We start from the raw sequence: 24434 nt of genomic DNA on the forward strand, positions 1-24434 counted from the left end.
CTTACTCCTTATTTACCTTGCGTTTGTCGTACAGACTCAAATTTATTTTGAACAATCGGGTTTACGTTTGTTTGTTGCACGTGGCATTGTAAACAGAAGTAACGACTTGGCGATTCAGTTTGGAGTGCCTTACCATCACGGTTAGTAAAGTGGCTCTTCGGTAATGGTGTTGCACCTGTTACTTTTGAAGGCTCAACTGCGTGGCACGCCAAACATTGGTTCACATTTTTACTCACTTGTAAGCCACGAATGCTATGTGGAACAAGTGGTGGTTGGAATGGGAAAGTGGTTGGAATATTTCCTACATCTTTTTGTGGGTTATGAAACCCGGGGGCAACACTTTCAGTTGTATCATCAATAGAGCCTGACAACTTCGGTGCTTCTGCCATTGCAAAGCCGGTCATTGCGGCTAAAATTAGGGCAAGATATTTTCTCATTTGAGGTTCACTCCATTAAAATGCTTGTTTTCAAACAAGGCTAAAATTTAAATATTCTTTACATCAATACTGCCTTGAAAACGTGTTCCAAAGGCAAAAACTTTTTCGGCACAAACGTCAATACAACGTCCGCAGGTAATGCAATCTTTCGATAAAATAACCGTGCTATCTTCCGGTTTACCGTGTAACGGCACACGAAGTACTTGTGGCTCAGGGCAGACGTTGTAACAATCCATACAATTATCACAACGATTACGATCAAGTACCTTAACCTTCATCAGGCTTTTTGCCCCAATCAACGCATAAGTTGCACCAATCGGGCAAAGGTGTCCACACCAGCCGTGTTCAACCACTAATAAGTCGAATAAGAACACCACTAACACCAACCAAAGTGTTGCTCCTAAACCAAACACAAATACTCGACCTAATGCTGCTACAGGGTTAATCCACTCCCATAATAGCGTGCCGGAAATCGCACTACCGATTAAAATCACGGCTAAAATGATATAGCGTAAACCGCGTGGTAATTTTGCACTTTGGCGAATCCCTAATTTACGTCTTAGCCAAGCAGCTGCATCAGTTACCATATTCATCGGACAAACCCAGCTACAAAACAGTTTGCTACCGACAATCGCATAGAATACAACAATAATTAATGCCCCAATCAGCACCGTCCATTCAGGTTGATATCCTGTTGCCAGCACTTGTGCGGTCATTAGCGGATCTGTCATCGGTACGGTATCGAGCAATAAACTGCCACTGTAGTTACCTTTTAAAATCCAAAAATTCCAAAGCGGACCACTCATAAACATTAAAATAATGCCAAGCTGAGTTAATCGTCTTAAAATCAAGAACCGATAAGCGTGCCACCAACCTAATTTCTGACGAGCTTCTAAGCCGGCATCTCTTGGTGAATTTGCTGCCATTATTTCACCCCCTTCAGATTTAAGTCTAAGTCAGGGAAATGCTCAGGTGCTTCAACCGTCGTTGAATTTGGCACATAATCCTGAGTTGCACGGCTTGGCGTTGCAACTCTTGCACCCGGCTTAACTTCCATATGTTGATAAACCGGCTCGTGTAAACCTTCCGGCATTCTCGCATCGTAAGCTGGGCGTAAACCGTCCGGGTGTACATCTTCAATCAAAGATTTACCCGCATTTTGTTTTTCTTGCCAGCCTAAACGGTAATGACGACCAAGTAATCCTTTCGCTAAATCCATCGGTAATACTTTAATAGCCGCTTCTTCTAATACGCAAGCCTGTTCACATTTGCCACAACCTGTGCAAGCATCCGAATGCACGGTTGGAATTAATTTTGCGTGGATGGAGGTTCTGTCGTTATGTATTTTTTCAAGTGTAATCGCTTTATCAATTAAAGGACAAACTCGATAGCACACATCACAACGCAAACCTTGCCAGTTCAAGCAAGTTTCGTGGTCTAGCAATACGGCTAATCCCATTCTTGCATCATCAATATCTTTAAGCTCTTCGCTCAAAGCTCCGGTCGGACACGCCTTCATACACGGAATATCGACACACATTTCGCACGGTTTATCACGAGCAATGAAATATGGTGTGCCGGCTTCCACAGGAGAAATTAATGACGCTAAATGCAGCATATCGTAAGGACACGCCTGAACACACTGCCCACAACGGGTACAAGCACTTAAGAAATCTTGCTCTGCCAATGCTCCCGGTGGACGTAATGCTACACCTTGACGAGCAAAACTTTGCTGTTGTTGCAGCCCTAAAATCACCCCAACACCACACACACCTGCTGCGGTGCGGGTAACATTTTTTAAGAACTGACGGCGATTTGGATCCATTTTCATTGAGGGTTCCTCTTAATTCAAGCGGTTGGTTTTCGACAATTTTTTGCAAATTTGACGATTTCTGTAGGGGCTAATTGCAATTAGCCCCTACGCTAAACTTGAAATTTTGCAAATTTTTATGAAAATTTAACCGCTTGTGATGGACAAATAATAATTTGCCCCTACGGGGTATAATGTCGGGCGAAAGAATTCGCCCATTCACATTAAGCCTTAACCACTTTAACCGCACATTTTTTGAAGTCGGTCTCAAATGAAATTGGGTCTGTTGCATCAAGGGTTACTTTGTTAATTAACTGACCTGCATCGAAGAAGGTTGAGTAAATTAACCCTTGTGGACATTTATTACGACCACGCGTATCTAAGTTCGATACATACTCACCACGACGAGAAATCACTTTTACCTTGTCGCCATGACGTAAACCACGTTTTTTCGCATCTTCCGGGTGCATCCACACAAGATTGGTTGGGAATGCTTTGTGAAGTTCTGGAACACGACGGGTCATTGTGCCTGTGTGCCAGTGTTCAAGCACACGACCGGTACAGAACCATAAATCGTATTCTTCATCCGGTGCTTCCGCAGGAGCTTCATAAGGCACACCTAAAATAATCGCTTTACCATCCGGCTGACCATAGAAGTTCACGCCTTCGCCTGCTTTTACATACGGGTCATAGCCTTCACGGTAACGCCATAAGGTTTCTTTGTATTCGCCTGTTTTTTCGTCTTTCACTACAGGCCAACGTAAACCACGTACTTTATGGTACGTCTCGAAGTCTGCCAAGTCGTGTCCGTGTCCGCGTCCAAATTGAGCATACTCTTCAAATAGCCCTTTTTGAATGTAGTAACCGAAGTGATCTGCTTCATCGTTCATATAGCCCGGAATATTGGTTGGCACTTGGTAGCTATCTACTTTACCGTTGGTGTAAAGGATTTCGTATAACGTTTTGCCACGTAATTCAGGGGCTTTAGCAAGTAACTCTTCCGGCCATACTTCTTCTACTTTGAAATATTTAGAGAATTCTACAAGTTGCCAAGTATCAGAACGTGCATTTGCCGGTCCTTTCACTTGCTGACGCCAGAATTGGGTGCGGCGTTCTGCATTACCGTAAGCACCTTCTTTTTCTACCCACATACAGGTTGGAAGAATTAGGTCTGCCGCAACGGCTGAAACTGATGGGTACGGATCTGAAACCACAATAAAGGTTTCAGGATTACGCCAGCCCGGGAAGATCTCTTCGTTGATATTTGGACCACCCTGCATATTGTTCGTACACATCTGCCATAAGAATTTCATTTTGCCATCTTTTAATGCACGGCTTTGTGCAGTAGCGTGATAGCCCGGCACATCCGGAATTGCACCTGCCGGCAATTTCCACGCTTTCTCAACAATTTCACGATGTTTAGGGTTTGTTACCACCATATCTGCCGGTAAACGATGGATAAATGTACCTACTTCACGAGCTGTACCACAAGCAGATGGCTGACCGGTTAAAGAGAATGGTCCGCAACCTTCTAATGCAATCTTGCCTGTTAATAAGTGTACGTTATACATCATATGGTTTACCCATACACCACGAGTGTGCTGGTTGAAACCCATTGTCCAGAATGAAACAATTTTTCTGTTTGGATCAGCATACATTTCCGCTAAGGCTTGTAACTGCTCTTTCGGCACACCCGAAATACGGTGAGCTTCATCTAATGTATAGGGTGCAACGATTTTCTTAAATTCTTCAAAATCGCTGTCATACATTTTGCCCGCCGTTTTAGCGTTAGTATTTTGCTGTAATTTATGTTCAGGACGTAAACCATAACCGATATTGGTTTCACCACGTTTGAATTTAGTGTGTTTATTTACGAAATCCCAATTTACTTTATCGTTTTGGATAATATAGTTAGCGATGTAGTTTAAAATTGCTAAGTCTGAGTGTGGTTTAAAGATAATCGGCGTATCTGCTAACTCAAATGAACGATGCTCGTAAGTAGACATCACTACTACACGCACGTTGTCATTTGATAAGCGACGATCTGATAAACGGCTCCATAAAATCGGGTGCATTTCCGCCATATTTGAACCCCAAAGCACAAACGCATCGGTTTTTTCAATATCGTTATAGCAACCCATCGGTTCATCCATACCGAAAGTACGCATAAAGGCAACTGCAGCTGATGCCATACAGTGGCGTGCGTTCGGGTCAATCGTATTAGAACGGAAACCACCTTTCCAAAGTTTAACTTTTGCGTAACCTTCGAAAATGGTTGTTTGACCTGATGAGAACATACCTACTGCATTCGGACCATCACTTTTAATAGTAGCTTTGATTTTATCTGCCATTACCGTAAATGCTTGTTCCCAAGAAACCGGCGTGAAATCGCCGTTCTTATCAAATTTACCGTCTTTCATACGAAGCATAGGTTCTTGCATACGGTCTGCACCGTACATCATTTTTGATAAGAAATAACCTTTAATACAGTTTAAACCGCGATTTACTTCTGCATCCGGGTCGCCTTGTGTCGCAACCACTTTGCCATCTTTTGTACCCACAAGTACACTACAACCTGTACCGCAATAACGGCAAGGGGCTTTATCCCAACGAATACCGCTATCATCAGCTTGAACGTTTTTCACAGGAATCATAATCCCTGCCGCAGCAGCTGCAGCTACCGCTGCATTTGCTTTCATAAAATCTCTACGATTGAGTTCCATAATACTGTCCCACGTTTGCTTCAAAAATAACTTGTTACTGTTCATCGATATAGTTTGAGATTAAAGAGACCACAATCACACCTTTAATATCTCTTACTTGATCGATACGATCTGAAAGGGCTAAATGCACATCGCTTTCGATCGTTACGACTAATTTGCCTTCTTCCGGTTTTTCCCCGTGAATTTCGGTATACGGAATATTCAGAATCTCGGCTTTAACGTCTTCCAATTTTTCCGGCTTTGCTTGTACCACTAAACTACAAACATACCAGTTTTCGTTTTCAGATAATTTTTCACTCATACTTCATTTACTTGTTGAATATGGATGGCACTTGTCGGACAAATACTCAAACAAGCCCCACAACCGTTACAGCTTTCTAAATTTAATACCATTTGAGCAATACCGCCTAAACTTGGGCGGAAGCGGATCACTCGCATTTCACAACTGTCGCCACAACTTCGGCATTCTGTTCCTAGTTTCAATAAGCAACTGTCTTGAATTTCAATTTTATGGCTCCAAGCCTGCTCCGAAACAACTCGGAAAACATCGGCTTCGCAAGATTGCACACACTTTTCACAAAACGTGCACTCGCCTTTACTAAAATCAATTTCAGGATAACCGCCCGCCCCTTTTATAATAATGTTTGTTTCACAAGCCTTAATGCAGTTATCACAAGCGGTGCATTTTTCTAAAAAATTTGCTAAATTAGCCCACGGTGGACGAATTGGTTCATAACCTTGCCGGCTGACTTTTTCACTTTTTAGTGAATCCAAAAATTGCCCTTGTAAAAAGCTACGGCGAGGAAGTGATTGATTAGGACTATTGGTCAAGAAAACACCATTTTTAATGCCATTATCATAGGTTAAATTATCCAATGTTCATTGGTTATCGTTCATTCCTCAAATGGGGTATTTGCTTAAGTATTCACCAAAAAATTGATTTCCATCAAATAAATTTTCATTGAGCTCATCTACCAACTACGCAAAAGATAAAAAGGTAAAAATAATGAAACATCTCATTATCTACGCTCATCCAAACCCGAACAGTTTTAACCACGCAATTTTAGAAAAAGCGGTTGAAGCCTCACCAAATAATGTGATAGTGCGAGATCTCTATCAGTTTAATTTTCAACCTAATTTAAGTTGGCAGGAATTTCGCCAAAGCATTTCGCATCAATACGCCGAAGATTTAGCAAAAGAGCACCAATATTGGCGAGAGGCGGATGTTATCACCTTGATTTATCCGCTTTGGTGGATGGGTTTTCCGGCAATTTTAAAAGGCTATTTAGATCGGGTTTTAAGTTATGACTTTGCCTATCGTAACGGCGACATTGAAAGCATCGGCTTGCTTACAGACAAGAAAATGCAACAATTTGTTACGCTTGGCAATCCGAATGAAAAATATGAAAGAAAAGGCTTTCTGGCTGCCTTTGAACACACTTTGGGGAAAGGGTTATTTGAATTCTGCGGCATTGAATATGTAAAAATGCACTTTTTCGGTGAAATTGGCTTAAAAAGTACAAATTACGCAGCGATTTTGCAAAAAGTTACAAAATCTTGCGAAGAAATATTAAAATAAATTAGTAAAAAAATCTAAAAAATTGACCGCTTGCAGGCTGATTTGAGCCTTACAAGCGGTCGAATTTCAAAGAAATTTTGCCAATTGTTTAATCAATCGGCGGAACGTAAGTGCCGTTCACAATGGAATCTTTAATGCGATCTGCCTCTGCCAACACCTGACCTAACAACGCTTTCACGTTCTCGAGGGTGGCAATCGGGCTTAAGGTCGTCATTTTTAACGATTGATTATTGCCGACTTTGGTTACGCCAATATTCGCCTCACCACGAGCAAACAGCTCATCAGCCACGTTTTGGTTCAATGTATCCACAAATTCTGCCGGATAGCCTTTCGGCACAACACGGAACAGCACCGAGGCAAATTGTGCCGGCACTAGCATTTCCAAGCCTTCGGTTGCGGTGATGTAAGCCTCAACCTCTTTGGATAAATACACACCGTGGTCAATCATTGAGGCATAAAGATCTTCGCCCAACGCCTCTACTGTAAACCACAATTTCAACGCATCAAAACGGCGGGTAGTTTGCAATGATTTCGCCACCAAGTTAGGCACACCGTGTTCTTCATCATATTCTGAGTTGAGGTAATCTGCTTTGTAATCAATAAAGCGATAGTTCGCTTGATCTTTTAACAAGAATGCCCCACACGAAATCGATTGGAAGAAATGCTTGTGGAAATCGAGCGTGATTGAGTCTGTTAATTCGATGCCGTCTAAGAAATGACGGAAATCTTTCGATAATAATAACGCTCCGCCCCAAGCGGCATCAACGTGTAACCACGCTTGGTATTCGTCCGCCAATTTGCGGATCGCTTTCAAGTCATCAATCGCACCGGCATCGGTTGTACCTGCGGTCGCCACGATGCAAGCCACGATTTTGCCATCAGCTTTCAAGGCGGCTAAGGTTTTGGCTAACGCCTCTAAATCCATTTGAGCATTGGTATTTGATGGAACAGTTACTACCGATTGGAAGCCCATTCCCATCATCGCCATATTTTTCTGTACCGAGAAGTGGGCATTCTCCGAGCAAACCACTTTCACGTTTTTCATTGCTTCGGCAGGAATCCCGTTCACTTGTACCGACCATTCAGAGCCGTCTTCGTTTTTCCAACGGTTCGCAATCGCCCAATCACGAGCAAGTAACACGCCCATTAAATTCGACTGCGTACCGCCAGAAGTAAACACTCCAGCAGTACCTTCGCCATAGCCGACTTTTTGGCGTAACCAGTCAATTAAATGCTCTTCCATAATCGACCCAGCCGGGCTTTGATCCCAAGAGTCCATTGATTGGTTCGTCGCATTAATCAACACTTCAGCAATTTGGCTGGTAACCATTGTCGGGCAATGTAAGTGAGCCAAAGAGTGTGGATGGTGAACTTTAAGGCTTGGGTTGAGGAAAATCTCCACTAAATGCTCAAGGGATTTTTGCACCCCCACGCCCTCTTTAGTAGGCTTGAAGCCGTCAATCAAGGCTCGCATTTGCTTGATCGAACCGCCGGTGTACATTTTTTCATTTTTTAACCAATTTGATACCGCTTGCACCGCATTGTTCATTGCGGTTTCATAATCTGCAATGGATTGTGGATCGCTACAAAATAGCGATTGTCTGTGTTTTTCTAAATTTAACATCGTATTTCTTCCTTTGGGGTTAAATCCAATTTTCTAAACGTAGCCCTTCGACACGTTCAAATTCTTTTAAATTGTTAGTTACAACAATCAAACCTTCACTACGAGCGTGGGCAGCAATATGAATATCGTTTTCACCAATCAATTTACCCTGTTTAGCAAGATTGGCTTTGATATTTCCGAAATGTGCCGCACTTTTAAGTTGATAATCTAAAATAGTTAAACGAGAGAGGAAGTCTTCAATCACCGCCAGATTTCGTGTAGGAAATTCGCTTTTTTCAGCACCATAATAAAGTTCGGCTGCGGTAATACTACTAACACACATTCTGCCCGCATTTTGATTAAATCGATGTAAGACTTCAATAGGACGCCGCTTAATGATGTAAATAACGATGTTGGTATCTAGCATATATTTCAACATTAGAAATCCTCACGTTCAGGCTGTAGTGTAATTTCTCTCTCTGCCATAAAATCATCGCTGACAGTATTATTACTTAGGAAAAAACTATCCCAGCTCTGATTTATTGGCGATAAAATTCGCTCGTTACCTACTACTCTCACAGCGATTTTTTTTACATCACTCTCAAAGCGAACCTCTGCAGGTAATCGTACAGCTTGGCTACGGTTAGTCATAAAAATGGACGCTTCAATCATATTGCTCTCCTTTCAAAGGTATATGGCAACAGTATATCCCAATTTAACGAGATTCAATAGTAAAAAGGTGGGATAGTCCCACCTTTCGCTATTGACAAGCGGTTACATTTCGCAAATTTTTTGTAAAATCCAACCGCTTCTCCTATCACAAATTAACCACGTACCGCTTTCACAGCTTCGGCTACAGATTGTTTGAAGCGTTTGATAAACTCTTCACATTCTGCTTGGGTAATATTCACAGCACATAAAATACGTACCACATTACCACCACGTCCGCCACGTTCTAGTAATAGACGGTTTTTGAAACAGTATTTTTGAATCGCTACCGCTAAATCACAATCACGTGGGTAAGCACCAGTTGCATCTTTTGGCTGGCGTTCATCCACAATGTCGATCCCCATCATTAAACCTTTGCCACGTACATTACCGATACAAGGGAATTCTTGGCTTAATTCACGTAAGGCTTGGGTTAAGTATTCGCCTCGCTCTTTCGCATTTTGAGCAAGGTTTTCTTCACGCATAATTTTTAACGATACATAACCGGTCGCCATCGCTAATTGGTTACCACGGAATGTTCCCGTGTGCCCTGCCGGCTGCCACGCATCAAACTCTTTTTTGATCGCTAATACCGCTAATGGCAAGCTACCGCCAATCGCTTTTGACATCACCACGATATCCGGCTCAATGCCTGCGTGTTCAAAGGCGAACATTTTACCTGAACGGCAGAAACCGGCTTGAACTTCGTCCACAATCATTAAAATGCCGTGTTTTTTCGTTACTTCACGTACTTTTTGTAAGAAGCTGATTGGAGCAGGCACTACTCCACCTTCACCTTGAATAGCTTCAAGAATTACGGCTGCCGGTTTTACCACACCACTTTCAACATCTTCGATGAAGTTTTCAAAATAGTGCTCAACTGCTTTTGCACCTGCTTCACCGCCAATACCAAACGGGCAGCGGTATTCGTGCGGATACGGCATAAATTGTACGCCCGGCATTAAGCCTTGCACTGCATTTTTCGCACTTAAATTACCGGTTAAAGATAATGCACCGTGTGTCATACCGTGGAAGCCACCAGAGAAAGCAATCACGTTGCCACGACCGGTGTAAGTTTTTGCTAATTTGATTGCCGCTTCGTTAGCATCAGCTCCTGTTGGACCGGTGAATTGCAGGATATATTGATCTTTCGGGAAAAATGAAAGTAATTCTTCCGTGAAAGCATCTTTTAATGGTGTAGTAATATCTAAAGAGTGTAAAGGTAAACCACTGTCTAAAACATCTTTAATCGCTTGGATTAATTTAGGGTGGTTATGCCCTAATGCAAGCGTTCCTGCACCTGCTAAAAAATCGAGGTATTCATTGCCTTCAACATCGGTTACCCAAACACCCAGTGCTTTTTGGTAAGCAAACGGCAATTTACGTGGGTAACTACGCACATTTGATTCCATTGCATCTTGGCGATCTAAAAAGTACTGATTTGAAGCCAGAACGGCTTGAATAGGAGTTTTAATTGTCATTGAAATAAACCTTCTAAAAGAGGTGAAAAAAATAAGTCGGGTGCCTTGCGGAGGAAGCCTAAGCTCTCGAATCCTGAAAGACTCGGTGCCTTGGGGCATTTGACTCGCTACTTATTAAAAAAAGCGTTTCAGCTTTTTTGTTTTTACCCTATATACCCGAAAGAAAGGATGGGATAGGTTGGAAACAGACTTAAAATGTAGGGCTACATTTAAGAGGCGTAATAATACCGTTTTTTTCTGAAAAGGGAAGGTATTTTTCTCTAAAAGTAAAAAACCCAGCATTCGCTGGGTTTTAAATCTCAAAGCAAAATTATTTGATTTTTGCTTCTTTGTAGATAACGTGTTTACGCACAACTGGATCAAATTTTTTGATTTCCATTTTCTCAGGCATATTACGTTTGTTTTTATCTGTTGTGTAGAAATGACCTGTTTCTGCTGTAGAAACTAAACGGATTTTCTCACGAGCACCTTTAGCTGCCATTTGTTAGCTCCTTAGATTTTTTCGCCACGAGCACGGATTTCAGCTAATACTGCATCAATGCCTTTTTTATCAATAATACGCATACCTTTCGCTGTTAAGCGTAAAGTTACGAAACGGTTTTCGCTCTCAACCCAGAAACGGTGAGTGTGAAGGTTTGGTAAGAAACGACGTTTAGTCGCGTTCATTGCGTGTGAGCGGTTGTTACCAACTGCTGGACGCTTGCCGGTTACTTGGCAAACTCTTGACATTTGAATTTCTCCAATAATTTTAAGCTTAAAAATGGTTCGGGCTATCTCACAAAAGGCGTTGCTCAACCAACCCCTCCGATTTTGATTGCCTCGTCAGGCATTAACCCGACCACAGTCTATGTAATAAAGACTGCGGATTATACAGTCTTCATTTGTTATATTCAAGCAGAATTTATATGCGTATCTTTTTACTATATTCAGAAAAAATGTTCAAGTTCGAACAAAACAAGCGGTAATTTTGTAACAAAATTTTGCAAAAACTTAATGAGTTTGAATATCTAACTTTTCTTCCTCGAACGAAAAATAATCCCCTTTACCCACAATAATATGATCCACAAAACGAATATCCACCAGCTCACACGCCATTTCTATCTTTTTCGTTAAACTTCTATCCGACTCGCTAGGTAAACAAGAACCAGAAGGGTGATTATGTGCAACAATAATTGCTGCTGCATTATATTTCAAGGCTCTTTTAATAATTTCTCGCGGGTGAACCGCTGTTTGGTTTATCGTACCAAAAAACATCTTTTCTTTATAAATCAAACGATTTTGATTATCCAAAAACAATACCATAAACACTTCACGCTCTTCTTCCTCCAATTCCGTTTGAAAATACATTATTGCCATATAAGGGGCTTGAATCATCTCACTAAATTCCATTTGTTGAGCCAAATAGCGTTTAGTCATCTCTTTAGAGGCTTGTAACTGAATATATTTCGTTTTACCTAATCCATAAATTTTACAAAATTCATCAATATCGGCATTGAGTAATTGACGCAATGAACCAAACACCATTAATACGCTTTCTGCCAATGTCATTACAGGGACATCTTTTGTACCTGTCCGTAAGAAAATTGCTAATAATTCCGCATCTGTTAAAGCGGCTGCTCCGTGCGTTAATAATTTTTCACGTGGCATTATAGTTGGCTCTTGAGAATCTTCATCAAAAAAATCGTTCATTTTTTCCTCCATCAATTTCGTTAAGCATAAAAGAGCCAACCTTTACAGACAAAAGGATTTATTCAATTTTTCGAGCCAGATCGCAAAAATAGTTTTGTTGTGAGCAATTACTTATTCCGTTAAAATAGGCAAAAAATCCAAGTCAAAGGAAATTAGGATGTTACAAAATAAAAAAATTTTAGTGGGCATTACAGGCGGAATTGCCGCTTACAAAACCATTGAATTTATCCGCCACTTAAAAAAGGCAAATGCGGAAGTACGAGTAGTCTTAACCCCTGCTGCAGAGGCTTTTGTAACGCCTTTAACCTTACAGGCAATTTCAGGTAATGCCGTTTCTACTTCCCTTCTCGACCCTCAAGCCGAGCTGGCAATGGGGCATATTGAATTAGCGAAATGGGCGGATTTAGTGGTAATTGCCCCTGCAAGTGCTGATTTTATCGCTCGGCTGCGAGTGGGAATGGGAAATGATTTACTCTCCACCATTTGCCTTGCGACTGCAAGCCCTATACTGCTTGCTCCTGCAATGAATCAACAAATGTATAAACAACTGGCGGTGCAAGAGAATATCACTACGCTCATCTTTCGTGGGATGCAATTTATCGGTCCTAACAGTGGCTTCCAAGCCTGTGGTGATGTAGGAGCCGGGCGTATGTCTGAACCCGAAGAAATCTACCAAGCCGTGCTGGCTCACTTCGCCCAAAATCAAGATTTACAAGGCTTGAACGTAACTATTACCGCAGGTCCGACTCGCGAAGCTATCGACCCTGTACGTTATATCAGCAATCATAGCTCCGGCAAAATGGGCTACTCCATAGCCAAAGCCTTTGCCGAACGTGGGGCGAACGTAACGCTGATTAGTGGACCGGTGAATTTACCGACACCCGATAATGTTGAACGCATTGATGTGCAATCCGCTTTAGAAATGGAACAGCAAGCGGTCAAATTTGCTCAAAAATCTGCAATTTTCATCGGCTGTGCGGCGGTGGCAGATTATCGAATGGCGGAAGTTTCCAACCAAAAAATCAAGAAAACCGATGACAGTGATGAACTCACACTCAAACTAGTCAAAAACCCCGATATTATCGCTAATGTCGCCAATCTTGCAGAAAATCGCCCATTTGTGGTTGGTTTTGCAGCAGAAACACAAAATGTGGCGGAATATGCCAAATCAAAACTGCAACGCAAAAACCTCGATATGATTTGTGCGAATGATGTTTCAGGTGGGCAAGTGTTCGGGCAGGATCAAAACTCGCTTCATTTGTTCTGGAAAAACGGAGAGAAAAAATTACCGCTAGCGGATAAAAATAAGCTGGCGGAAAATTTAGTACACGAAATAGTAGAACGTTATCACGAAAAATCTAAATGAAGTTAAAAATAACTGTAGATCATAAAGGCGAAGGAGCATTCCCGCTTTTTAAACAAGGAAGTAAAATACATCTTGGGAAAGAATGCGACCGTTATCCCAACTGGTTTAGTTGCGAAATTGCCGGTTACACTACCTATGTGCCTCGTCATTTTGTTGCACAAGGTAAATTGCTTTGCGATTACAACCCAACGGAATTAGCCGTAAAAAAGGACGAAATCGTTAATCTGATAGAACTCTGTTACGGCTGGGCAATAGTAGAGCGAGATAAAGACGTTGGCTGGTTGCCCTGTGATATTTTAATATCAAACATATAGCTGTTTATCAATAATCAGAAAAAATAACCGCTTATAAAAGCCAGGAGTGAGAATGTTAGCTTCCAACCACTACATTCAAGAGATCAAACAGATTTTAAGCCAAGCTCGCCAAAAGGCGTACCAAGCGGTCAATTCCGCAATGGTTGAAGCCTATTGGAAAATCGGTGAGCAAATTGTACAAGAAGAACAAAACGGGCAGAGCCGTGCGGAGTATGGCAAGGAGATCATTAAAAATCTCTCGGCAGAATTAACAGCGGAATTTGGTAAAGGATTTACCGAACGCAACCTACGCAATTTCCGCCAATTTTATATTGAATTTACCGATCTCAACATTTGGAAATCAGTGATTTCCAAATTGACTTGGACACATTTCCAACGGGTCTTAAAAGTCAGCAATCCACAGGCTCGTCACTACTATTTAACCGAATCGGCGGAGAATGGTTGGTCGGTTCGTACACTCGATCGGAATATCTCCACGCTCTACTACGACCGCCTGTTGGCAAGCCAAGACAAAGGCTTGGTTGAGCAGGAGATGAAAGAAAAAACGGCAACCTTGCAGGCGGCAGATTTCATCAAAAGCCCGACCGTGTTGGAATTTCTGAATTTGCCGACTTCAATGGCATATAGTGAAGCAGAGTTGGAAAAAGCGTTAATTGATAATTTACAGCAATTTATGTTGGAACTCGGCAAAGGTTTTGCTTTCGTAGCACGCCAGCAACATATTCGCACTGAACTGTCGGATTTTTTCGTGGATTTGGTGTTTTACAATTACATCTTAAAATGTTTTGTGATTGTCGAGCTGAAAACCGATAAACTGACTCATCAAGACATTGGGCAGTTGGATATGTATGTGCGAATGTATGACGATTTACACCGCCAGCCAAGCGATAACCCAACCATCGGTTTGCTGCTCTGCACTGAAAATGACAGCGTGGTGGCGAAATACTCGGTGTTGAACCAAAATCCGCAACTGTTTGCCAGCAAATATGTGCATTATTTACCAAGCGAGGCGGAATTGGTGGCGGAAATAGAACAGCAAAAATATATTTTTGAACAGCAACACACCAGCGATTAAGTGGTAAAAAATCGTTGAAATCGACCGCTTGCAAGCGGTCAAAAAAGATAAAAAATTTACAAAAGGACAAACAATGAAACAGATCGATTTAAAAATTTTAGACAGCCGTATCGGCACGGAATTTCCACTTCCGGCTTATGCAACAGAAGGCTCGGCAGGCTTGGATTTACGAGCGTTAATTAATGAACCGCTTACGGTTAAAGCAGGCGAAACGGTTTTGATCCCAACAGGAATTTCAATTTATATTGCCGATCCAAACTTAGCTGCGGTGATCTTACCCAGATCGGGCTTAGGGCATAAAAACGGGATCGTGTTAGGCAACTTAGTTGGCTTGATTGATAGCGACTATCAAGGTCCGCTAATGGTTTCACTTTGGAACAGAAGCCAAGACGATTTTACCGTGAATGTGGGCGACCGTATCGCTCAGCTTGTTTTCGTCCCAGTAGTTCAGGCAAATTTCAATGTCGTGCAAGATTTTGAGCAAACTGAACGTGGTGAAGGTGGTTTCGGGCACTCCGGCAAGCAGTAAGTAGTAGGGTGAGCAATGATAGAACCTAAAATTAAAATGCCGAAAAAATCGGTAGTGGAACGTCGCCAGCAGGTACTGGAAGTGTTAATCGGTTTGTTAAATTCTGAAGATGGTATGCAGCGTGTTACAACCGAGCGTTTAGCTGCGGCGGTGGGCGTATCGGAAGGAGCGTTGTATCGCTATTTTCCAAGCAAAACAAAAATGTTTGAAGCACTTATCGAGAAAATCGAGCAAACGCTAACCAGCTACATTCACGCCAATAAACGCCAAGATAGCAGTGCAAATTCAGTACGTGCCATTCTTTACACTATTTTGGAATTTGCTCGTAAAAATCCTGGCGTAACCCGTATTCTGACAGGGCACGCCTTAATGTTTGAAGATGATATTCTGAAAGTTCGTGTCGCCAAATTCTTTGATAATTTGGAATTACAATTTTCCAATATCTTGCAACTCAGCAAGCTGCGTGAACGTAAATCCTTTGAAGATGAAAGAGCGTTGGCAGGTTATTTGGTAAATTTCTGCGAAGGGCAATTTTTACGTCTGGTTCGCTCAAATTTCAGCTATAACCAGCATCAACATTTTGAAAAACAGTGGGCATTTATCAAGCCTTTATTTGATTGATTATGATTATACCTTGGCAAGACTTAGAAGAATCCACATTGCATAATGTGCTGGATTCTTTCATTTTACGAGAAGGCACAGACTACGGTGAAATCGAGCTTTCTTTGGAAGAAAAAAGAGCACGCTTACTCGCCCAACTAAAGGCAGATAAAGTAGTCATCGTTTGGTCTGAATTGCACGAAAGCCTTGATATTAAAGACAAAAAATCTTTCTTAGGCTAATAGTTAATTTCGTGCTAGAATCTCGAAAATTTAACCTAGTATAAAGAGTTATAGGAAATACTATGCAAGATATGACGCTCTCAACAGCACCACTTGAAAATGTAACACCTCCGCCCTCGATTCACGATCCTGCGGTTGAGTGGTTTTTAACGCATTGTCATATCCATCGTTACCCTGCAAAATATACACTAATCCACGCAGGAGAAGATGCTCAATCACTTTTTTATATTGTTAATGGTTCGGTATCGGTTTACATTAAAGATGATGAAACCAAAGAGATGCTTTTAACCAACTTAGGTACGGGTGAATTTGTAGGCGAATTAAGTCTGTTTGAAGAAAAAGTGCAACAACGCACCGCTTATGTTCGAACTAAAGGAGCGTGCGAAATTGCGGAAATTTCCTATAAAAAATTCAAACAACTTGTGCATTTAAACCCTGATATTTTGATGTATTTGTCGGCACAGATGGCTCGCCGTTTACGTCAAACTTCACGCCAAGTCGGCAATCTTGCCTTCTTAGATGTTGCAGGACGTATTGCTCAAACCTTGCTAAACTTAGCGAAAATGCCTGATGCTATGACCCATCCGCAGGGTATGCAGATCAAAATCACTCGTCAAGAAATCGGGCAAATGGTCGGCTGCTCGCGTGAAACTGTTGGACGCATTATGAAAATGCTGGAAGACGAAGGTTTAATTTCTGCACACGGCAAAACCATTGTCGTATTCGGAGCAAGGTAATACTAAATGTAGAGGTGGGTCCTGTGCCTGCCTCAAATCTCAATTGCAAAATTTGATAAAAATATTACCGCTTGTAATTCCCACTTCTTAACGTAACCTAATAATGATGAAACACAGTTTAAGCTCTTTTCACACGTTCCACTTGCCTGCAAACGCCACACAAATTATTGAATTTACCAGCGTTGAACAACTACTCACAGAATGGCAAAAAGCTTTTAATGCTCAAATGCCGATTTTAATTCTAGGGCAAGGTTCTAACGTCTTGTTTTTAGAAGATTTTGACGGTGTAGTCTTAGTTAATAAACTAAAAGGGATTGAACACCGTGAAGATGAACAATTCCACTACTTGCACGTTCAAGGTGGGGAAAATTGGCACGAATTAGTGAAGTGGACATTAGCACGTAACATTGCAGGCATTGAAAATCTTGCGTTAATTCCCGGTGTGGTAGGCTCTGCCCCAATTCAAAACATCGGAGCTTATGGCGTAGAGTTTGAGCAAGTGTGTGATTTTGTCGAAGTGATAAATTTACGCACAGGCGAACGCTTTACGCTTTCAAAAGAAGAATGCGGCTTTGGCTACCGTGAAAGTGTATTTAAACACCAATATCGTGATGAATTTGCGATTATTTCCGTTGGTTTAAAATTTGCTAAAGCGTGGCAGCCTGTACTGACTTACGGTTCTCTTACTCAATTTGATCCGCAAACCGTTACGCCCCAACAAATTTTTGATGAAGTTTGTGCCGTTCGCTCCTCAAAACTACCGAACCCGGATGAATTTGGTAACGCAGGCAGTTTCTTTAAAAACCCGATTATTTCACCTGAGCAATTTGCAGATGTACAAGCAAAATTCCCAACTATTCCAAGCTATCTACAGCCCGATGGCTCAATCAAACTAGCTGCAGGTTGGTTAATTGACCAAGCAGGCTTAAAAGGCTTACAAATTGGCGGTGCAGCGGTGCATACTCAGCAAGCCTTAGTCTTAATCAACAAAGGAAATGCCACAGGAAAAGACGTTGCGGAATTGGCAAAAACTGTTCGCCAACGTGTGCGTGAAAAATTTGGGGTGGAAATCCAGCCTGAAGTACGTTTTATTAGCAAAAATGGCGAAGTGGATAGCGAGCAAATCACTCGCTAAGAGAGGTAAGAATGAAGCTCAACCAAGCCCAAATTCAAGAAGCACTACTCTGTGGACAAGCCATTGTATTTGATGAAATTGGTTCAACCAACGAGTATTTACTCACTCATCATCAAACATTAGAAAATGGCTCAATCTGCCTTGCCGAAAAACAGACTGCCGGGCGTGGTAGACGTGGGCGAACGTGGTATTCGCCGGAAAGCGAAAATCTCTATTTTTCCATTTTATGGCATTATCCAAATGAAGAAGCAGCAAATCTGCCATCACTTAGCCTTGTAGTAGCGTTAATTATTGCCGAAAGCCTCTGTGCACAAAATGTGGATGATATTCAAATCAAATGGCCAAATGATATTTACTATAAAGGTAAAAAAATGGGTGGTATTTTGCTGGAAAGCCAAGCCACTCGCAATAGCTTAAATTTAGTGATTGGCATTGGTTTAAATTTGGGTATGACAAAAGTGGACGAAACCATTGTTACCCAAGCGTGGGCGGATTTATCACAATATCATTTCGACCGCAACAAACTAGTCTGCCATTTAGCCTTTGAGTTGCAAAAAAATCTCAAAATTTACCCGCTTGTCGGCTTCTCTCACTACGCTGAACGCTGGCAAAAATTCGATATTTTCTACAATAAACCGGTGAAATTAGTAACAGAAACCAGCGAAATTCACGGCACCTCACTCGGCATTAACGAACAAGGCGAGTTAATCCTCCGACAAGGCGAAACCATTCAATATTTCGGTATTGGAGAAATGTCGCTTCGGGCAGATTAGCTTCTTACAAGCGGTTAAATTTTCCATATTTTTTGCAAAAAATAGGAGAAATATGACCGCTTGCAATTCAAAGAATTGCTATAATCCCTTTATTTTGAACAATCGTAAGTAGCTTTAATGCTGCACCACTCGGCTTTTTGATCCCTCTTTCCCAATCTGAAACCAGATTTTTGCTTACATTTAAATAATGAGCAAAAACACTCTGAGAAAAGGCTTCTCTCTCCCTAATTTGTCGAATTTCTTCAGGTGCAAGAGGTTTAATCGGCGTTAAGCATAATTTATCAAAACTTCTCATTGTTTTTTTAGGAATAATACCTACCTCGTGTAGATCACTTGCATTATCGTGCAGCATTTCTAATATATTACTTTTATTCGTCATCTGATATTTCCTGTTTGATTTCAATCAGCTTATTATTTTGTAGCAATAAGTTTAGTTCATCATCTGTTAATTGTTGATATATTTTTGATAAGGCTTTCAACGCTATAAATTCAGCAGCAGACAAATTTTCTTGCTGATTTTTCGCAAAACCTGCAACAAAATAACTGCGATTATTTATTTGATAAAAAATAATCATTCTATAGCTACCTGAACGTCCACGCCCGTTGGTGGCTATTCGTTGCTTAATAATGAAATGCCCTAAATCAGCATCAATAAGTCCTTGATTTGCTCGATATATAGCCTCCAGCAATATTTCATCACTAATTTGAGCTTTTCTCGCAAATTTTTCAAAAGCTTTTGTCTTAAATATTTTTTGCATATATTGTCATCTTTAGAATGATATTTCAATCTAATTTAATAATGCAGAAAATCTTTAACAAGTACAATTAACTTATTTCTATTTTTCGATGCAGATCGCAAAAACAGTTATTGGCATCTTCTCTCTTTAGAATTATTAGTTATAACAACACACCTTTTGTTCTTTACTCTCAATATAAGAAAAGGTACTCTTTGTCGGTTAGCTCTAAGATAACGGAGAAAAATATGAAATTTTCAACTTTAACGAAAGTAAGTGCAGGCGTATTTGCAGCTTTAGCATTAGCCGCTTGTGATGATAAAAGCGAAAACAAAGCAACTACGACTGTAGCAGCAAAACCGGCTGTAGAGAAAACTTTTGTAAACTGTGTGAGCCGTTCGCCAACTGGCTTTAGCCCTATTTTAATGATGGACGGTTTATCTTATAACGCCAGCTCGCAACAAATTTATAACCGCTTAGTGGAATTTGTGCCGGGCACAACGGATATTGAACCTGCGTTGGCTGAAAGCTGGGAAATCAGCGAAGATGGTTTAACTTACACCTTCAAATTACGTCAAGGTGTGAAATTCCATTCAAATAAAGATTTCACCCCAAGCCGTAACTTCAACGCAGATGACGTGGTGTTCTCATTCAACCGTCAGCTAGACAAAAATCACCCATATCACACGGTTTCTAAAGGGACTTATCCGTACTTCAATGCGATGAAATTCCCAACGTTATTAAAATCGGTAGAGAAAGTGGACGACAGCACGGTGCGTATTACCTTAACCAAACGTGATGCCTCGTTCTTATCGAGTCTTGGTATGGATTTCACTTCGATTTATTCTGCGGAATATGCGGATAAAATGATGAAAGCCGGCACGCCTGAAGCAGTAGATACCACACCAATCGGCACAGGTCCGTTTGTATTTAGTGGCTATGTGTTAGACCAAGCAAGCCGTTATGTGGCAAACAAAGAGTATTGGAAAGGTAAGCCGCATATCGACCGCTTGATTTTTGAGATTGTGCCGGACGCAACCGCTCGTTATGCGAAATTACAGGCTGGTCAATGTGATTTAATGGACTTCCCGAATGCTACCGACATTGAGAAAATGAAAACCGATCCGAAGGTGAATTTATTATCTCAACCGGGTTTAAACATTGCTTATGTGGCGTTCAACACTGAAAAAGCTCCGTTTGATAACGTGAAAGTTCGCCAAGCATTGAATTTAGCGGTAGATAAAAAAGCAATTATTGATGTGGTTTACCAAGGCAATGGTTTTGCGGCAAAAAACCCTCTTCCGCCAACGATCTGGGGATATAACGACAGCTTACCTGAGTCTGAATACAACATCGAAAAAGCGAAACAATTATTAGCGGAAGCGGGCTTCCCGAACGGTTTTGAAACCGATTTATGGGTGCAGCCTGTAGTGCGTGCTTCTAACCCGAACCCACGCCGTATGTCAGAAATTATTCAAGCGGACTGGGCGAAAATCGGTGTGAAAGCAAATTTAGTAACCTACGAATGGGGCGATTACATCAAACGTACCAAAGCAGGTGAATTAACTGCGGGGACTTACGGTTGGTCTGGTGATAATGGCGATCCGGATAACTTCCTATCTCCACTGTTCGGCACGCCAAACGTGGGGAACAGCAACTATGCACGCTTTAGCAATCCAGAGTTAGATGCGTTATTGGAAAAAGCATTAGGCTCATCTGATAAAGCAGAACGTACTAAGTTATACGAACAGGCTCAAGTGATTTTAAGAGAGCAAGCACCTTGGATTAACGTAGCTCACTCAATTAACTTTGCCCCAACCAGCAAACGTGTTGAAGGCTACAAACAAAGCCCATTCGGATATACTTACTTATATCCTGTGAAGATTGTAGATTAATGAAATCAGAGATAAACAAAAGCCACCGAAAGGTGGCTTTTTTCTACTTAGTAGTCTTTAATGTCAAATTCTCGTTGTAGCTTTTCAATGCTTTCAACTTGTTCGAAATCGTTAAACTTCGCTACATCTTCTGCTTTGGTTTTTGTGCCGACAGCTTGGCTAACGAATACTAAACCTTTCTGATCGATGACCGCTTTTTGGTAAAACGCCACAATATCTGCCTTAGTTAGCCCTTTAGTTAGCTCAATCACTTGTTGCAAGCGGTCAAATTTCGCATTATTTCTGCTAAAGTCTGAACCAAATTCGGCAAATTCTTCTGCTAAAGATTCTGGCTTATATTGCAGTTTTTCGACCAAGCTATTGCGATATTTTACAAATTCATCATCAGATAAATTCTGTAAACGCTCGAAGCTTTCTTTAAAGAAACGCTTGTTATGTTCTAAAATCCCTGCCGGCGTAGTATTCGGACTTTGCACCATAAACTGAATGCCTGAGGTTTTACCAACAGCCGTATGAGTTGCATACACCACATAACCAAGTTGTTTGTCGGTACGCAAATCATCGAAATACCAGCGAGACACAATATCCCTAATCAATCTTGCTCTTACTACACCCTCTAACTCTGCATAGCCATTTGGCAGGAATGCCATTAACAATGCGTTGTCTTCATTCGGTACGTTTTTAATGAAATTGATCTTACGATTGCTTTCATTAATATCAAGATACTGCCCTGTTGCATTTGCAGATTTTTGATTTTTTATGACCGCTTGTACTTCGTTTGAAAGTGCAGAAACCTGATCATTCGACAAATTCCCAACGGAAAGTAACTTAAAGCCTGTCGCATCATTTAAAATACGCTGACGTAATTTTTGCACATCATCAAGCGTGATTTGGTCGATCATCTCACGTTGTTTCGCTATCTCAAAATACGGATAGCTTGCAAAAGAGGTTAACGCCGCATTCGCTTGATTAAGGCTATTTTCTTTCTCGCTACGATCTAAAACTTGGTGTAAACGTTGTTTAGCCTGAGCTAATACGTCTTCATCAAGCTCAAAAGTGCTGAATTGTTTGATACTGTCTAAAATCAACTTACTTAGATTTTGTGTATAACCTTCCGCACTCGCCACCAGACCATTGGCTGCCGGGGCTAAACTTAAATTCATTCCTGCTGTGGAAGATTGAAAATCCAGCTTCGTTTGTGCCAAGTTATTCATATAACCCAAAATTGATGCCGCAATCGCGGTTTTTAAATCGTCCTGTCTTGGGAGAATGTTATATGTCATACTGATTTTCGCTTTCGGATCGGTAGCAAAATTCACACTCGGCATCGCATAAATCAGCTCGCCTTGTTTTTCAGCTAATAATTTTGGCTTAGTCAGCCCTTTTTCTACCTCATTTAACGAGAAATCTGTGGTGAAATAAGGATTTAACTCAGGTAAATTGAGCGTTGGATTTTGGCTGAAATCAAACCATTTTTGCTTTTGTCCGTTTGTGATTTTTGCCACAGAATAGCCAGCCTCAAAATGTGGCGTTTTCTTATCCGTTACGGCATTATCGCTCACGAGTATAATACGAGCATTGTCGATATTCATTTCCGCCAATTTCGCTTTAATTGCCTCATTATCCATCGTTTCCGCCACATAAGGTTGGTCGATAACGTGTTCTAACGGAAAATAGAGCATTTGGTCGGTAATGAACTCCACAAAGTCCATATTTTTCTCAACTTGTAGATGTTGAAAATCTTGCTTCAGGCTCTCTTTTACCTCATTGAAATAGCTTTCTTGAATGCCCTCTTGCTTGATTTTTTCAATTTGTTGGAACACGAGAGAAATCACTTTATCTTGCTCAGCTAAGCCTTTATCCGTTAGCTCAATATAAATATCGAACGAACTGCGATCACGTCCAATATTAGCGGAACTGACTGCTTCAATGCCACCATCGGATAAGCCTTGTTTAATTAAATAATCTGACAATGTGCCATCGGTATTATTATTCAGCACATAAGCGATATACTCGCCTGTTTTGTGCTTAAAGTGCATTTCATCATTTGGGAAATCAAAGCCAATCACAAGCATTTTAGTGGATTTCACCGGCTTATATTGAATGAAAACGGATTTATCTTCCGCTCGGTAACGTGGTTCAGCCGTTTGAGGCACACTTAGGTTTTTGTTTTCCATTTTGCCTAACGTATTTACTGCCAATTTCGCCATCTGCTCAATCGACTGATTTGAATAAAGCACCACTTTAAACAAATTCGCCGAATAACGCTCTTTGTAGAATTTCTCCAGCTCGGTTTGTAATTTGCTATCCGGCTTATCAGATAATGTATCTTTGTTTCCAACCGCAAATTTTGTGGCAGGGTGAGCTGGGTTTGCAGTGGCTAAATTCACACTGTGCAATAAATGTCCATCGTGGGATTTCGCACGCACCATCTCGGCATTCACCGCATTCACCTCTTTTTTCGCATTCGTTTCCAGCAATAATGGGAAGGCAAGCGTATCCGCCAAACGAGTAACCGCCTCACTAAACGCCTCATTATTCACTTGTAAATAATAAGCGGTGCGATGAGGGGCGGTAGACGCATTATTCATTCCGCCATTTTGGGTTAAAAAGCCGTCTAAACTGTTGGTTTCAGGGTAGTTTTTTGAGCCCATCAAAATCATATGCTCAAGATAGTGAGCTAACCCTTGCTGAGAAACCGGGTCATCCATCGAGCCAATCGGAATAATGGCGGACATTAGCGATTTATTCGCTTGGCTATCTGAAATAAGTAGTACCTCCATACCATTATTCAGTTTGATACCTTGATAAATCGCCTTATCATTCGGGCTTTTATTAATGCTTTGCTTAATTAACTCAAAGCCTTGCTGGCTCTGGGATTGCATTTGACTAGCGGTCATTTTTTCCGAATTTTTTGCAACATCTGCAAAGGCTGGATAAGTCATTACATTAGCAGCAAAAGTGGCTGCCAGTAATTTAGTTAGAATAGATAATTTCATACATC

Annotated in this window: 27 protein-coding genes; 11 read left to right on the forward strand and 16 right to left on the reverse strand. The window is 41.2% G+C overall.

Annotated elements, in window-relative coordinates; genetic code table 11:
• Positions 1-8 precede the first annotated feature (8 nt).
• The 6 genes from X781_RS10450 to napF all read right to left on the reverse strand — a co-directional run bounded on the left by X781_RS10450 (position 9) and on the right by napF (position 5801).
• The gene (locus X781_RS10450; RefSeq protein WP_025236816.1) at positions 9-437 is read right to left on the reverse strand and encodes a nitrate reductase cytochrome c-type subunit; all 429 of its coding nucleotides are present in this window, start codon (positions 435-437) and stop codon (positions 9-11) included.
• 47 nt (positions 438-484) lie between these two features.
• On the reverse strand, positions 485-1363 hold the full coding sequence (gene napH / locus X781_RS10455; protein ID WP_025236817.1) for a quinol dehydrogenase ferredoxin subunit NapH: 879 nt from the start codon (positions 1361-1363) through the stop codon (positions 485-487).
• The gene (gene napG / locus X781_RS10460) at positions 1363-2268 is read right to left on the reverse strand and encodes a ferredoxin-type protein NapG (protein ID WP_025236818.1); all 906 of its coding nucleotides are present in this window, start codon (positions 2266-2268) and stop codon (positions 1363-1365) included. Before napG ends, napH begins: the two co-directional genes overlap by 1 nt.
• Positions 2269-2471: 203 nt before the next feature.
• Complete coding sequence (gene napA / locus X781_RS10465; protein ID WP_025236819.1) at positions 2472-4970, reverse strand: nitrate reductase catalytic subunit NapA; 2499 nt, start codon at positions 4968-4970, stop codon at positions 2472-2474.
• A 34-nt stretch (positions 4971-5004) separates the two neighbouring features.
• Complete coding sequence (locus X781_RS10470) at positions 5005-5271, reverse strand: chaperone NapD (RefSeq protein WP_025236820.1); 267 nt, start codon at positions 5269-5271, stop codon at positions 5005-5007.
• A complete protein-coding gene (gene napF, locus X781_RS10475; protein WP_025236821.1) occupies positions 5268-5801 on the reverse strand; it encodes a ferredoxin-type protein NapF in 534 nt (177 codons plus the stop codon). Before napF ends, X781_RS10470 begins: the two co-directional genes overlap by 4 nt.
• Before the next feature lie 175 nt (positions 5802-5976).
• Between napF and X781_RS10480 the strand changes: the two genes are divergently transcribed.
• Positions 5977-6549, forward strand: a complete 573-nt coding sequence (locus X781_RS10480) for an NAD(P)H-dependent oxidoreductase (protein ID WP_025236822.1) — start codon at positions 5977-5979, stop codon at positions 6547-6549.
• A gap of 88 nt (positions 6550-6637) precedes the next feature.
• Here X781_RS10480 and ddc read toward each other — a convergent pair whose 3' ends face one another.
• From ddc to radC, 7 genes are all read right to left on the reverse strand, one after another.
• Positions 6638-8173 (reverse strand): L-2,4-diaminobutyrate decarboxylase, encoded by a 1536-nt coding sequence (gene ddc, locus X781_RS10485; RefSeq protein ID WP_025236823.1) that lies wholly within the window; start codon positions 8171-8173, stop codon positions 6638-6640.
• A 19-nt stretch (positions 8174-8192) separates the two neighbouring features.
• Positions 8193-8591: a type II toxin-antitoxin system tRNA(fMet)-specific endonuclease VapC gene (gene vapC / locus X781_RS10490; RefSeq protein WP_025236824.1), complete on the reverse strand. Its 399-nt coding sequence runs from the start codon at positions 8589-8591 to the stop codon at positions 8193-8195.
• A complete protein-coding gene (vapB, locus tag X781_RS10495) occupies positions 8591-8824 on the reverse strand; it encodes a type II toxin-antitoxin system VapB family antitoxin (protein ID WP_025236825.1) in 234 nt (77 codons plus the stop codon). The genes vapC and vapB overlap by 1 nt, the downstream gene beginning before the upstream one ends.
• A gap of 152 nt (positions 8825-8976) precedes the next feature.
• On the reverse strand, positions 8977-10341 hold the full coding sequence (locus tag X781_RS10500) for a diaminobutyrate--2-oxoglutarate transaminase (RefSeq protein ID WP_025236826.1): 1365 nt from the start codon (positions 10339-10341) through the stop codon (positions 8977-8979).
• A gap of 310 nt (positions 10342-10651) precedes the next feature.
• Positions 10652-10822 carry a 50S ribosomal protein L33 gene (gene rpmG / locus X781_RS10505; protein ID WP_005613503.1) on the reverse strand — a complete coding sequence of 57 codons (171 nt, stop codon included), beginning with the start codon at positions 10820-10822 and terminating at the stop codon, positions 10652-10654.
• A gap of 11 nt (positions 10823-10833) precedes the next feature.
• Positions 10834-11070, reverse strand: coding sequence for a 50S ribosomal protein L28 (gene rpmB / locus X781_RS10510; RefSeq protein ID WP_006251446.1), 237 nt, complete (start codon positions 11068-11070; stop codon positions 10834-10836).
• A gap of 261 nt (positions 11071-11331) precedes the next feature.
• Positions 11332-12030 carry a RadC family protein gene (radC, locus tag X781_RS10515; RefSeq protein ID WP_235068748.1) on the reverse strand — a complete coding sequence of 233 codons (699 nt, stop codon included), beginning with the start codon at positions 12028-12030 and terminating at the stop codon, positions 11332-11334.
• A 157-nt stretch (positions 12031-12187) separates the two neighbouring features.
• Here radC and coaBC point away from each other — a divergent pair, with 157 nt between their 5' ends.
• The 9 genes from coaBC (at position 12188) to X781_RS10560 (ending at position 18801) form a co-directional block, all read left to right on the forward strand.
• On the forward strand, positions 12188-13396 hold the full coding sequence (gene coaBC / locus X781_RS10520) for a bifunctional phosphopantothenoylcysteine decarboxylase/phosphopantothenate--cysteine ligase CoaBC (RefSeq protein ID WP_025236828.1): 1209 nt from the start codon (positions 12188-12190) through the stop codon (positions 13394-13396).
• On the forward strand, positions 13393-13710 hold the full coding sequence (locus X781_RS10525) for a hypothetical protein (protein ID WP_025236829.1): 318 nt from the start codon (positions 13393-13395) through the stop codon (positions 13708-13710). Before coaBC ends, X781_RS10525 begins: the two co-directional genes overlap by 4 nt.
• Before the next feature lie 52 nt (positions 13711-13762).
• Positions 13763-14785: a PDDEXK nuclease domain-containing protein gene (locus tag X781_RS10530; protein WP_038644049.1), complete on the forward strand. Its 1023-nt coding sequence runs from the start codon at positions 13763-13765 to the stop codon at positions 14783-14785.
• Between the two features lie 73 nt (positions 14786-14858).
• On the forward strand, positions 14859-15314 hold the full coding sequence (gene dut, locus X781_RS10535) for a dUTP diphosphatase (protein ID WP_025236831.1): 456 nt from the start codon (positions 14859-14861) through the stop codon (positions 15312-15314).
• 15 nt (positions 15315-15329) lie between these two features.
• Complete coding sequence (slmA, locus tag X781_RS10540) at positions 15330-15935, forward strand: nucleoid occlusion factor SlmA (RefSeq protein ID WP_025236832.1); 606 nt, start codon at positions 15330-15332, stop codon at positions 15933-15935.
• A gap of 2 nt (positions 15936-15937) precedes the next feature.
• Positions 15938-16156, forward strand: a complete 219-nt coding sequence (locus X781_RS10545) for a YheU family protein (protein WP_025236833.1) — start codon at positions 15938-15940, stop codon at positions 16154-16156.
• A gap of 62 nt (positions 16157-16218) precedes the next feature.
• A complete protein-coding gene (crp, locus tag X781_RS10550; protein WP_025236834.1) occupies positions 16219-16893 on the forward strand; it encodes a cAMP-activated global transcriptional regulator CRP in 675 nt (224 codons plus the stop codon).
• 103 nt (positions 16894-16996) lie between these two features.
• Positions 16997-18028 carry a UDP-N-acetylmuramate dehydrogenase gene (gene murB, locus X781_RS10555; protein ID WP_200865314.1) on the forward strand — a complete coding sequence of 344 codons (1032 nt, stop codon included), beginning with the start codon at positions 16997-16999 and terminating at the stop codon, positions 18026-18028.
• A gap of 11 nt (positions 18029-18039) precedes the next feature.
• On the forward strand, positions 18040-18801 hold the full coding sequence (locus tag X781_RS10560; protein ID WP_025236836.1) for a biotin--[acetyl-CoA-carboxylase] ligase: 762 nt from the start codon (positions 18040-18042) through the stop codon (positions 18799-18801).
• 67 nt (positions 18802-18868) lie between these two features.
• Here X781_RS10560 and X781_RS10565 read toward each other — a convergent pair whose 3' ends face one another.
• Both X781_RS10565 and X781_RS10570 read right to left on the reverse strand, forming a co-directional pair.
• Positions 18869-19180 carry a helix-turn-helix domain-containing protein gene (locus X781_RS10565; RefSeq protein WP_025236837.1) on the reverse strand — a complete coding sequence of 104 codons (312 nt, stop codon included), beginning with the start codon at positions 19178-19180 and terminating at the stop codon, positions 18869-18871.
• Positions 19170-19559 carry a type II toxin-antitoxin system RelE/ParE family toxin gene (locus tag X781_RS10570; RefSeq protein ID WP_025236838.1) on the reverse strand — a complete coding sequence of 130 codons (390 nt, stop codon included), beginning with the start codon at positions 19557-19559 and terminating at the stop codon, positions 19170-19172. Before X781_RS10570 ends, X781_RS10565 begins: the two co-directional genes overlap by 11 nt.
• Before the next feature lie 224 nt (positions 19560-19783).
• On the opposite strand from X781_RS10570, the gene X781_RS10575 reads away from it, so the two are divergent.
• Complete coding sequence (locus tag X781_RS10575) at positions 19784-21430, forward strand: ABC transporter substrate-binding protein (RefSeq protein ID WP_025236839.1); 1647 nt, start codon at positions 19784-19786, stop codon at positions 21428-21430.
• Positions 21431-21477: 47 nt separating this feature from the next.
• On the opposite strand, the gene ptrA is transcribed toward X781_RS10575, so the two are convergent.
• Positions 21478-24429 carry a pitrilysin gene (gene ptrA, locus X781_RS10580; RefSeq protein WP_025236840.1) on the reverse strand — a complete coding sequence of 984 codons (2952 nt, stop codon included), beginning with the start codon at positions 24427-24429 and terminating at the stop codon, positions 21478-21480.
• Between the last annotated feature and the right edge of the window lie 5 nt (positions 24430-24434).

The organism is Mannheimia sp. USDA-ARS-USMARC-1261 (genome assembly GCF_000521605.1).
In the GTDB taxonomy this organism is placed as follows: domain Bacteria; phylum Pseudomonadota; class Gammaproteobacteria; order Enterobacterales; family Pasteurellaceae; genus Mannheimia; species Mannheimia indoligenes.